The sequence below is a fragment of the Anaerorhabdus sp. genome (genome assembly GCF_036657415.1).
Taxonomy (GTDB): domain Bacteria; phylum Bacillota_I; class Bacilli_A; order Erysipelotrichales; family Erysipelotrichaceae; genus Anaerorhabdus.
Map to the genome: position 1 here is coordinate 1 of NZ_JAVXGL010000069.1, position 10,383 is coordinate 10,383.

The 10,383-nt window shown below is 32.4% G+C and carries 11 protein-coding genes; 2 read left to right on the top strand and 9 right to left on the bottom strand.

Annotated elements, in window-relative coordinates; genetic code table 11:
- The 9 genes from RSB60_RS11470 to sufC all read right to left on the bottom strand — a co-directional run.
- Window positions 1–176 (bottom strand): BlaI/MecI/CopY family transcriptional regulator (locus RSB60_RS11470; RefSeq protein WP_442879663.1); only part of this gene is annotated, 176 nt, incomplete at its 3' end.
- A complete protein-coding gene (locus RSB60_RS09050; protein ID WP_332615866.1) occupies window positions 169–2,412 on the bottom strand; it encodes a M56 family metallopeptidase in 2,244 nt (747 codons plus the stop codon). The genes RSB60_RS09050 and RSB60_RS11470, both read right to left, overlap by 8 nt.
- Window positions 2,413–2,501: 89 nt before the next feature.
- A complete protein-coding gene (locus RSB60_RS09055) occupies window positions 2,502–3,185 on the bottom strand; it encodes a YoaK family protein (RefSeq protein ID WP_332475958.1) in 684 nt (227 codons plus the stop codon).
- Between the two features lie 22 nt (window positions 3,186–3,207).
- Window positions 3,208–3,738 (bottom strand): 5-formyltetrahydrofolate cyclo-ligase, encoded by a 531-nt coding sequence (locus RSB60_RS09060; RefSeq protein ID WP_323380669.1) that lies wholly within the window; start codon window positions 3,736–3,738, stop codon window positions 3,208–3,210.
- A 51-nt stretch (window positions 3,739–3,789) separates the two neighbouring features.
- Window positions 3,790–5,193 (bottom strand): Fe-S cluster assembly protein SufB, encoded by a 1,404-nt coding sequence (sufB, locus tag RSB60_RS09065; RefSeq protein ID WP_323380670.1) that lies wholly within the window; start codon window positions 5,191–5,193, stop codon window positions 3,790–3,792.
- On the bottom strand, window positions 5,193–5,639 hold the full coding sequence (gene sufU / locus RSB60_RS09070) for a Fe-S cluster assembly sulfur transfer protein SufU (protein WP_332615869.1): 447 nt from the start codon (window positions 5,637–5,639) through the stop codon (window positions 5,193–5,195). The genes sufB and sufU overlap by 1 nt, the downstream gene beginning before the upstream one ends.
- A 15-nt stretch (window positions 5,640–5,654) precedes the next feature.
- Window positions 5,655–6,881: an aminotransferase class V-fold PLP-dependent enzyme gene (locus RSB60_RS09075; RefSeq protein ID WP_332615871.1), complete on the bottom strand. Its 1,227-nt coding sequence runs from the start codon at window positions 6,879–6,881 to the stop codon at window positions 5,655–5,657.
- Window positions 6,869–7,681, bottom strand: coding sequence for a SufD family Fe-S cluster assembly protein (locus RSB60_RS09080; protein WP_332615873.1), 813 nt, complete (start codon window positions 7,679–7,681; stop codon window positions 6,869–6,871). The genes RSB60_RS09075 and RSB60_RS09080 overlap by 13 nt, the downstream gene beginning before the upstream one ends.
- The gene (sufC, locus tag RSB60_RS09085; RefSeq protein WP_323380674.1) at window positions 7,678–8,505 is read right to left on the bottom strand and encodes a Fe-S cluster assembly ATPase SufC; all 828 of its coding nucleotides are present in this window, start codon (window positions 8,503–8,505) and stop codon (window positions 7,678–7,680) included. Before sufC ends, RSB60_RS09080 begins: the two co-directional genes overlap by 4 nt.
- 175 nt (window positions 8,506–8,680) lie before the next feature.
- Here sufC and RSB60_RS09090 point away from each other — a divergent pair, with 175 nt between their 5' ends.
- Together RSB60_RS09090 and RSB60_RS09095 are read left to right on the top strand one after the other, a co-directional pair.
- The gene (locus tag RSB60_RS09090) at window positions 8,681–9,652 is read left to right on the top strand and encodes a peptidylprolyl isomerase (RefSeq protein WP_332615875.1); all 972 of its coding nucleotides are present in this window, start codon (window positions 8,681–8,683) and stop codon (window positions 9,650–9,652) included.
- Between the two features lie 11 nt (window positions 9,653–9,663).
- On the top strand, window positions 9,664–10,383 hold a 720-nt coding region (locus RSB60_RS09095), incomplete at its 3' end, for a hypothetical protein (RefSeq protein WP_332615877.1).

The following is a 10,383-nucleotide window of genomic DNA, read 5'->3' on the forward strand; positions in this document are numbered from 1 at the left end:
TTGCTTTGTACGTAACCTCTTTCTTCTAATCGTGTCAATAAAACTTGTACTGTCGACATTGCCCATGCCTTATCCAAAAGTTCAACAATCTCACTCGTCTTTAATGGCACTGTTGCCTTCCAAAGAACATTCATAACTTCTAACTCTGCTTCTGGTATTTTTTTCATTTTATTCATCTCTACTGCTCCTTTGCCAATCCACAGTGATTGTATCTCTTTTCGTATTTAACAAACTAAATGATTCTGCATAAATCTTTTTTTCTTCTTCTGAAAGTTTTAATTCAACTTTTACTAAAATATCTGTCTCTTCAAACATATATTCTGAGTTTTCACTCAATGGCAACGTTCCTACACTACGAATACCGCCACCTCCATCTTCTCTAAATTCAAATTGCATACAAAGAAGTGGTATTTTTTTTGTATTCTTATTAATTGTTTGATAAAACCACAATTTCTTTGTTGTTGGATTATATGAAAGTTGAATTGTTTCATCTAAAATATCTTTTACCTTGAGGATTGTATCATTGGAATCTTCTAAAATATATTCACGATACCTATCCATGTGAATATAATCTAATTTGTATTCTTCTAATTCTTGCGCAAATTCCTCTGTACAAACTTCCATGATACGTTCAAGTCCATACTCATTGTGATTATTATAAATTACTTTATCTACACTAATGATTACGCTTTTTGGTTGTCCATACATAGAAAATTTTACATCATTTAATCGTTCCTCCATTCCATCAACAAGTCGTTCATTTAGCTTATACGCCCCAATATACCCATATTTATTCTCACTGATATTGCATGCTTTAAGTATTTCATCATTTACTTTATATCCATAAGGAAGAATTGTGTTCGCAATCCCATCCACTAAAATCTCAACTCCTAGACCCATGTTATCTGCCATTTCAGAATATTCAACAAGGTATGATATATCAACGTCATACTCGCCATTCACTGTCGCAATTAAACATGTATCAATTCCTTCGTTAATGGTTTCATCATTAAATTCCGTTCCCTTGTAGAAAAATTTAAATTTTCCTTTGAATCCATAGACTGAAACTTTCTGTACATCTTTATAGTATATTTTGTAGTTTGAATTAGTGAAATAAATACCATCATATAACTCATGCTGAAAATTTTCTTCACTTCCTCTTACAATAATCATTTCGATATCAATTGGTTCTTGGTATTCATTTAAATAAGATAGTGTGAAAGTAATATTTTCTTCTTTTACAGTTTCGTCTACTTCGACATTATCAAGTGTCAGTCCACTTTTCTTGTCAAAAACAAATTGAATATCACCGAAAAATGTATAAACTGTTTCATTGTTTTTTTCACTCATGGATACAACATCATTAATCTTCACCAATTTCACACAAGAAATCAAGGAAGTCACAAGAACAATCGATATGAATGAGATTAGAATTATTTTCAACCCTTTAGATTTTTTCGATGTATCTATCAACATAGTGAATCTCTCTTCCACTGTTTTTTTATTACCATTGAAACTCGTTGTGAAAATCGTGGATTGCTTCGTTATATTGGAACGTAGGATTGCAAGTATTGTCCTTCCATATTCTTTTCTATAGGCAATTGATGCATCCTTCAAAATAAGTTCATCACATGAAAATTCGATATCTTTATCAGCTTCTTGAATCATGATATACACCAATGGATTAAACCAATGAATACACTTCACAAGAAATAAGCCCAATTTAAAATAAAGATCATGCCTACGATAATGAATAAATTCATGTTCAAGAATTATTTCTTGTTGTTGCTTTGGAAGAAGTGAATCTGTGATAAGGATATGTGGTTTACACAACCCCATCAACATTGGACTTGAAATATAATGATTTTCATAAATCTTAAGTACTGCTTTTCTATGATATTTGGCAGAAATATTTTTCATTATATCCTGAATATCTTTTGTACATTCAATATTTGTTTGTTTAACTTTTTTGGCATAGTAAAGATATTTACTCACGTGATACACAAAGGTTGTGATACAACCAAAGAACCAGAAAATCCCTAGACATATTAATGATGAAAGTGACTGTGTGGGAGCAGTAACTTGATTATTCATCGCTAAAGATGCATCATCACCTACCAAATTAGTTGAAGGTTTCTTTTGCAAGAAAAACTCATTCGGTAGTTTCTCTTGTTGCCTGCTCTGCATTGGTAAAATAAAGGCTTGCTGATTGGTTAGAACTTCAACTTGAATTGCTTTGGGAAAAGAAATATTTATTGGAAAAAGTAAGCGTATCATGATAAACATCCAAATAAAATATCGCATAGTAACACCATATTTTCTTTTGAATAATGGTTTTAAAATAAGCATGATAAGAATAATAACTGTCATTGTCAGTGAAACTTCAAAAAGCATACGAATCATTTTTTCCATAAGTTTTCTCCTCGCTTACATTTGTCGTTAAAGAAATCATACATGCTCCACTTACAATTGTCAATGAGCGAACAAAAAAACAAGAATTTTCATTCTTGTTTTGACTGCATTATTTTTTCTTTATCATAAAACATGCTAATAAACCCTACTATTAAAATCATTGAACAGATAAAAATTGAATATTGTCCTAAATATTTTATACATATACTTCCAATAATCGCTCCAAAGACAAAAAATAAAATTACAGCTAGATAGAGCCAACCTTTTTCAATCGCATCTTGATTTTTTGTATATGCATACTCACATAACCATTCAGTAGCATATCTAAGATTTCCAACACACATTGTTGTTGCTGCTCCTAATCCACGTATTTTCTTAAAACTTTCTATTTGAAGTCCACATACTAGAGAAATTAAACTATTCGCAACCAAATTTAATTCTTGTGGTAAAAATCCTACCAATAGTAAAATCATCGCTTCTGTTACTATTGCGATTTGTCTCCAATGAATACTTTTTCGCTCTTTTAGTTTTCTTCTTACAATATCCGCAATAGCAATTCCTATCGAAAATGCAATGATAGGAATTAAATATTTAATCGTATTTTCCCATTGACCTTCGAAAATATTTATACCCAATAGTAAAATATTTCCTGTTTGAGCATTGGCAAAAACTTTACCTCGAAATAAATATGAATATGCATCCATAAATCCACCGCTAAGCGTTAAAAGTAATCCAAGTCCTAAAGAGTCTGAAACTTGCGTAGAATGTTTCAAACGATTCACTTCTTTTCTTTATCTAAAACTCAGAATATTCTGTCAGAATCTTCGTCATTGGAACATCATGTACTGAACAAATGAAATCTTCCACTTGCTGACAAGCATATGCAATACCTACAAAATCACATTGTATTTTATCCAAAACTGAATCATAATAACCTTTACCATATCCAATACGATGTTTTAAAGAATCAAATCCTACCATTGGGATAATCATAATTTCAATTTTTGATAAATCATATTCATCATTTGATTTTGGTTCTAACAAACCAAAAACTCCTGGTTCTAAATCATCCATTGATTTAATTTCAACAAAAATAATCGTTTTCTTTATTACCTTAGGCACAACCACTGTTTTACCTTGGCTCAAACAAGTTTGAATTAAATCATGTGTTTCAACTTCATCACCTTTGCTTACATAAAGGCCAATAACTTGTTTGTCTTTAATTTCATCAAGTACACGAAGTGCAATTATACGGCTTTTATCACCTTTTTCAGGACACTCTTTACGTTTTTTAAGTGCCAATGTTCTCAATTCATTTTTTTCCATTAGAATACCTCTTCTTGTATCTCTATTATAGCACGAAGTAAAGGACCAATCTTAACCGATTGATCCTTCCATGTCTAATTTTAACAATTGATTTAATTCAACTGCATATTCCATTGGTAATTCTCTTGTGAATGGTTCCAAGAATCCCATGATAATCATTTCTGTTGCCTGTGATTTCGTTAAACCACGTGACATTAAATAGAATAATTGTTCTTCTGATATTTTTGATACTGTTGCTTCATGTTCAAGTGTGCTTGTACGATTTCTACTTGTATTTGTAGGAATTGTATCACTTGTTGATATCTTATCTAGAATCAAAGTATCACATTCTACTTTAGATTTACTGTATGCTGCTTGATTCCCATGCATCACTAAACCACGGTAGTTTACAGCCCCACCTTTACGAGCAACTGATTTAGAAATAATTGTACTTGATGTATGAGGTGCTAAGTGAATCATTTTAGCCCCTGCATCTTGTATTTGATTCTCGCTTGCAACTGCAATCGAAATTGTCATTCCTCTTGCATATTCTCCTGCAAGTATACATGCTGGATATTTCATTGTAATATGTGATCCAATGTTTCCATCAATCCATTCCATCGCACCATGAGCTTCGACTTTCGCACGTTTTGTCACAAGGTTCAAGATATTACCCGACCAGTTTTGTACTGTTGAATAGCGACATTTAGCTCCTTCTTCAACAAAGATTTCTACCACTGCCGCATGCAATGAATCTTTTGAGTATGTCGGTGCTGTGCAGCCTTCTACATAGTGTAAATCTGCGCCTTTATCGACAATAATACAAGTACGTTCAAATTGTCCCATACGTTCAGTATTAATTCTAAAATAAGATTGGAGTGGCTTATCTAAAGTAACCCCTGGAGGAACATAAATAAACGATCCCCCTGACCAAACTGCACTATTCAATGCCGCAAACTTATTGTCTGCTGCTGATACAATTTTCCCGAAATACTTTCTAAACAAATCTGGATGTTCTTTAAGTGCCGTATCAGTATCTAGAAAAATAACACCTTTATCTTCAACTTCTTTCAGCATGTTATGATAAACAACTTCTGATTCATATTGTGTGGATACTCCTGCAAGAAATTTTTGTTCTGCTTCTGGTATCCCCAAACGATCAAAGGTGTTTTTAATTGTTTCTGGAACTTCTTCCCATTTTGTTTCTTTATCATTACTTGGACGAATATAATAGGTATAATCATCAAAATTAAGTGATTCTAAGCTCGGTCCCCATGTTTGCATAGGCATTCTTTCAAAAATTTCAAAAGCCTTCAATCGTAATTCTAACATCCAGTCAGGCTCATTCTTAATTTTTGATATTTCACGAACTGTGTCAGCCGTTAAACCTTTTTTTGTTTTATATACGCTGACATCTTCATCACTAAACCCATATTTATACTCATCCTGTGTTTTTAGTACATCATCTTGAGTCATTATTTTTTATTCTCACTTTCATCAATCATTTGGCGGATTGCTTTCCAACCAATGGTTGCGCAATTAATACGATTCGCTTGCTTAGATACTCCTTTAAGTGCTATCGCTTCTTGTAACACTTCCGGATCATATTCTTTCTCATTAATCATCGCATAATAGTTTTCAATAATTTGATTTGCTTCTTCAATGCTTTTTCCGATAAGTAATTCGCTCATCATTGATGTAGAAGCCGTTGAAATTGTACATCCAATACCATCAAAACAAATATCTTCAATCGTTTCTCCATTTATCTTCGCTTGCACAGTAATATCATCAATACATGAATCAGATGCCATATGCACAGAAGCATATGAATCATCTTCTTTTAATTTATGATTACGAGGATATTGATAATGGTCCATGATTAGTTCACGTAGTACTGCTGGATCATCTAATAATGAATTCATTGTTATACCCTCCTTCTAGAAAAACAAGCCTACACAGTTTTCAACTGTGATATCTTTGCATGTTTCAATAAATTTATCCACCTCTTCTTTTGTATTATAAAAGTAGAATGATGAACGAATTGTTTCCGATGCTTTTATAAGCTCAATAAGAATTTTGGCACAATGATTACCTGATCTAACTGCAATTCCTTTTGAACTTAAATAACTTGCTGCATCTTGAGCAAATACACCGTTTACATTAAATGTAAGAATTCCTGTAGATGCATGTGGATTAAAGAATGTAATATTTGTTAATTCTTGTAATTTTTCTGATGCATAAGTTCTTAATTCATGTTCATATTTATAGACATTTTCCATGCCTAGATTTTGTAAGTATTCAACAGCCGCTTTAAGTCCAAGTACTGCTTCAATTGCTGGTGTTCCTGATTCAAATTTATAAGGTGCATCTTTTAATAAAATGTTACCACAAATATCAAATCGAGCATTGCTGCCACCACCAAGCATAAATGGATCTGTAAGTTGAAGTAAATCATAACGTCCATAAAGAACTCCAATACCTGTAGGAGCACACATTTTGTGTCCACTGAATGCTAAGAAATCAACACCCCATTTTTTGACATCACATGGTACATGAGGAACAGATTGTGCTCCATCACAAACAACGATTGCGCCATGTTCATGAGCGATTCTTGTGATTTCTTCAATTGGTTGTAAATACCCTAATACATTAGATACATTAGCCATCGCTATTACTTTTACATTTGGATATGATTCAATTGCTTTTTTGAATGCTTCAATTGTCATTTCTCCTTGATTAGTTAATGGAATGTACTCAATCGTCGTTCCCACTTCTTCGCAGACTTTAAACCAAGGTAAAATATTAGATGCATGCTCTGCTTCAGTAGAAAGGATAACATCTCCTTTTTTTAGAAATTTACGTCCATAGCCATATGCAACTAAATTTAAGGACATACTTGCACCAGATGTAAAAACGATTTCTTTTGGTTCTGCATTAATGAATTTCGCAACTGTTTCTCTTGCATCTTCATATTCTTTGGAAACTTGATAAGATAAATCATAATCTCCTCGATGAACATTTACACTTTCATTTACATAATAGTCATTTACAGCGTCAATAACACATTGAGGTTTAAATGTAGTTGATGCATTATCCAAATAAATTACATTAGGATTATTTTTAAACATTGGAAAATCTTCTCTAACTTTTTTTACATCAAACATGATTCAGTCACCTTACTTTCTATGACATTCGTTAATACTTCTTTTAATTCTTCATTTTGTATAAATCCAGTAATCGGCATCAAATAGCCAATTGTAATTAAACTCATAACTTGTTTTTCATTTAATCCACGTGATTGTAGATAAATCATTTGATTTTCATCAATTTGTCCAACACTTGTTGCATGGCTCGCTTCTACATCATTTTCATCAATCAATAACATTGGAATAATTGTTGCATTTTGACTTTCATCAACTGTTAGTGCTCGTGATGTTTGATGTGACTTAGAACCATAAGCACCTTTAACGATTTTACCAGTGGCTGTCAATACATAATCAGCACCTTCTAGTACAACACTATAGTTTTCCATTTGTCCCTCAGTATGTGGTGCATCTGATGAACATGTGATTGTCATATGTTTTTTATTTTGACAAAGAGTTGCACTTTTAATAGTTGCTTTGGCACCCTCTTCTTCTAAACTGACATGGCTTGTTCTTCTAACGTCTGCCACATTACATTCACCATAAGCCAAGTCTAATGTTCCATTTTTCTTTACAACATATTTTTCTTCAAAATTAATAGGCTCAATTGCGTTATTCCAAACGAGCAATGTAAATCCAGCATTTTCTAATACCGTTACATTAAACTTTAAATTTAAACCTTGCTTAACATTTAAATAAATACTTGAATGACCATCACACACAATATCGATTGTTAATGGATCAAGGGTATCAATAATCCATTCTTCATAACCGTCTTGAATGATTTGATTAACCTTCCCACCTACATCGAACAATTTCATACTAATTTACCTTTGCTTGATGCAGCACAAGAACCAAGTGAGAATGGCATTTGTTTTTTATCCTCAACAACAGGTTGAAGATCAAACTCTTTGTACAACCAATCATATCCTTCAGTATCAATTTTAGTTACTAATTCTTCTGCACCTTCAATAACAATTTTCCCATTTACAAGTACGTGTGCATGTGTTGGTTTTAATAATTGATAAAAACGTTCATAATGTGAAACTACAATTAATCCCAAATCCGTATTTTTTTGCATATCGACAACACTATTTGCGACAATTTTAAGAGCATCAACATCTAGCCCACTATCAATTTCATCTAACATCGCAATAGAAGGTTTTAATAATTTCATTTGAACAATTTCATTACGTTTCTTTTCACCACCAGAAAAACCCTCATTCAAAAAGCGATGAGCTAAGTCTGGTTTCATTTCTAAATCTTTGATGGTTTTTTCCATTTCTTTTATAAATGAAAACAAGGGCATTGGTGATTCTCTACGAGCATTTATTGCAGCTCTTAAGAAATCACTATTTGTTACCCCAGGTACTTCTTGTGGATATTGCATTGCCAAAAATAATCCAGCTCGACTTCTTTCATCAATTGACATAGCTAAAACATCTTGTCCATCTAACAAGATTTTTCCCTCAGTCACTGTATATTTTGGATGTCCCATGATAGCCGCAAGCAATGTACTTTTACCATTACCATTAGGTCCCATGAGAGCATGGATTTCATTTGATTTAATTACTAAAGACACTCCTTTAAGTATCTCTTTCCCCTCGATTTCGACGTGGAGATTCTCGATTTTCAATTCTGCCATTTAAATCACCTTTCTTTTTCTAAACTCTAAGCAAGATTATAGCATAATATCGCTTTTTTGTTGAAAAATACGCTTTTTGGGGCAAATTTTCATTGTTCAGATAAAATTCAGATAGATAAATTGCAAAAAACATAGAAATACCCTATAATAATTAAGCGTTTCAAAGGAGGAAAACATGAAAGACATGTTCAAAAAATACGGCGTAGTAATGCTAGTTAGTTGCTTTTTTATCGCAATTATCGCCTACTTCGCAATCGATCAATCAAAAGATGTAATACCAGGTAAACAAGTTAATGGTGAAGATATTGTATTTACAATTGATGATAAATCCATTACTACAAATGAATTCTACGATAAACTATACAATGATTTAGGTATTCAATCAGTTTATCAAGCATTTGAAAAAGCAGTTGTTAATGCAAGTGTTGAGACAACCGATGAAATGAAAACATTAGCTAAAGAAACAGCTAATGGAATCATTAGTAACTTTCAATCTCAATATGGTGCAACTTATGAAGCAGAATTAACTAAAATTCTTAAATCACTTGGATATAATGATTCTAAAGATTTAGAAACTTATTTAATCCAAGGGGAAAAAAGAAATCAATTATTAAAACAATATATTCTAGACAACAAAGATACAGTTTATACTCCATACGAAGCAGAATATAAACCACGTACTGCAAGTCATATTTTGATTCAAATGGTGGATGCTAATAATCCTACTGATGAAGAAAAAGCTAAAATGGCAGAAGTTGATGCAGCTTTAGCTGAAGGTAAAACATTTGCAGAAGTTGCGACAACTTATTCAAATGATACTGGTTCAGCAGTAAATGGTGGAAGTTTAGGCTTCATGGATTCTACTACGCAATTTGTTCCAGAATTCTTAGCAGCTGCTTTAGCTCTTAATGAGGGAGAACGCAGTGAATGGGTTAAATCTGATTACGGTTACCATTTAATTCAAATTGATTCTACAAACTTTGATACTTTCAAAGATGATGATGCATTTTATAATCAATTCCTTACAATTTACCCTGAAATTCAATCACAAGTTATTTGGGCTAAAGCACAAGAACTTGGTGTAGATTTTGCAGGTAATGATGAATTGAAAGCTCAATTGCTTGACTTTATGGGCATTAGCGAATAGGAGGAAAACACATGAAAAAAATATTAATTAGTCTTTGTGCTCTACTTCTATTAGCAGGATGTACAGATGCACATGCAAAACTAAAAGACGCAAATACTGCATTAATCACAATTGGTGATACAACGATTACTAAAGGTGATATCTATAGTTCAATGATTCAACAAGGCTCTGGATATGTGGCATTATCTGCTGCTACTCAAGCAATCCTTGAAAAGGAAGTTCCTATCACTGATGAAATCACAGCTGAAGCTACAAAAAGCTTAGAAACGTATAAAGCTACCTATGGTGATTCATTAGAAGCTGCTTTACAAAGTTATGGCTACAAAGATGTTGATGATTTCTACAATAATTCATTAGTATTAAGCGCACAACTTACTAAACTTACTAAAAAATATGTAAATGAAAACTTTGATGCATTAGTAACTAAATATGAACCAAGACAAGCAACAGTATTGACATTCGGTACTGAAGAAGATGCTAAAAATGCTAAAGCAGAATTAGAAAGTGGTGTTGATGCAATGACAGTTGCAAGTAACTACAATTCTAGTTCAGCTGGTTCTCCTCGTATCATTACTACTGATACTGATTTGGATGTTTCAGTTAAATCATTTATTCAAAATGCTACTGCTCCTGGTATTTCAGATGTAATTATCGGAACAGATGTTGAAAACTTCTATATTGTAAATGTGAATGAAATTGATCCAAACAATATTAAAGAAGATATTATTACA

Coding starts and splice junctions, on each gene's coding strand:
- RSB60_RS09050 (WP_332615866.1), bottom strand. CDS start 2,412: ATGGAAAAAATGATTCGTATGCTTTTTGAAGTTTCACTGACAATGACA.
- RSB60_RS09090 (WP_332615875.1), top strand. CDS start 8,681: ATGAAAGACATGTTCAAAAAATACGGCGTAGTAATGCTAGTTAGTTGC.
- sufC (WP_323380674.1), bottom strand. CDS start 8,505: ATGGCAGAATTGAAAATCGAGAATCTCCACGTCGAAATCGAGGGGAAA.
- RSB60_RS09080 (WP_332615873.1), bottom strand. CDS start 7,681: ATGAAATTGTTCGATGTAGGTGGGAAGGTTAATCAAATCATTCAAGAC.
- sufB (WP_323380670.1), bottom strand. CDS start 5,193: ATGACTCAAGATGATGTACTAAAAACACAGGATGAGTATAAATATGGG.
- sufU (WP_332615869.1), bottom strand. CDS start 5,639: ATGAATTCATTATTAGATGATCCAGCAGTACTACGTGAACTAATCATG.
- RSB60_RS09060 (WP_323380669.1), bottom strand. CDS start 3,738: ATGGAAAAAAATGAATTGAGAACATTGGCACTTAAAAAACGTAAAGAG.
- RSB60_RS09075 (WP_332615871.1), bottom strand. CDS start 6,881: ATGTTTGATGTAAAAAAAGTTAGAGAAGATTTTCCAATGTTTAAAAAT.